Source organism: Dyella flagellata, assembly GCF_030160275.1.
Classification (GTDB): Bacteria; Pseudomonadota; Gammaproteobacteria; order Xanthomonadales; family Rhodanobacteraceae; genus Dyella_B; species Dyella_B flagellata.
Window position 1 is genome coordinate 1 of sequence record NZ_BSOA01000058.1, and the last position, 973, is coordinate 973.

Consider the following 973-nt stretch of genomic DNA (forward strand, 5'->3'; position numbering starts at 1 on the left):
TGATCGCGCCGGTCACATCCGTCGTACGGAAGTAGAACTGCGGACGGTAGTTGCTGAAGAACGGCGTATGACGACCACCCTCTTCCTTCGACAGCACGTAGATCTCGCCTTCGAAGTCGGTGTGCGGCGTGATCGAACCCGGCTTGGCCAGCACCTGGCCACGCTCCACGTCTTCACGCTTCGTACCGCGCAGCAGCAGACCCACGTTGTCGCCCGCCTGGCCCTGGTCCAGCAGCTTGCGGAACATTTCAACGCCCGTCACCGTGGTCTTAACCGTCGGCCGCAGACCCACGATCTCGATTTCGTCGCCGACCTTGATGATGCCCGTCTCCACACGACCGGTCACCACCGTGCCGCGGCCCGAGATCGAGAACACGTCTTCCACCGGCATCAGGAACGGCTTATCCAGCACGCGCACCGGCTCCGGAATGTAGCTGTCCAGCGCGTCCACCAGCTTGATGATCGCCGGCACGCCGATTTCCGACTGGTCGCCTTCCAGCGCCAGCTTCGCCGAACCCTTGATGATCGGCGTGTCGTCGCCCGGGAATTCGTACTTCGACAGCAGCTCGCGCACTTCCATTTCGACGAGCTCCAGCAGCTCGGCGTCGTCCACCATGTCGGCCTTGTTCAGGAACACCACGATGTACGGCACGCCCACCTGGCGGCTCAGCAGGATGTGTTCGCGCGTCTGCGGCATCGGGCCGTCGGCGGCCGAGCACACCAGGATCGCGCCGTCCATCTGCGCCGCACCCGTGATCATGTTCTTCACGTAGTCGGCATGGCCCGGGCAGTCCACGTGCGCGTAGTGGCGCGTCGGCGATTCGTATTCCACGTGCGCCGTCGAGATCGTGATGCCGCGCGCCTTCTCTTCCGGCGCCGCGTCGATCTGGTCGTAGCCCTTGAACTCACCGCCAAAACGCTCCGCGCCAACCTTCGTCAGCGCCGCTGTCAGCGTCGTCTTGCCGTGGTCCAC

Annotated in this window: 1 protein-coding gene; it reads right to left on the minus strand. The window is 64.2% G+C overall.

Annotated features, from left to right (window positions below):
• On the minus strand, positions 1–973 hold a 973-nt coding region (gene tuf / locus QQJ96_RS23485), incomplete at both ends, for an elongation factor Tu (RefSeq protein WP_284334470.1).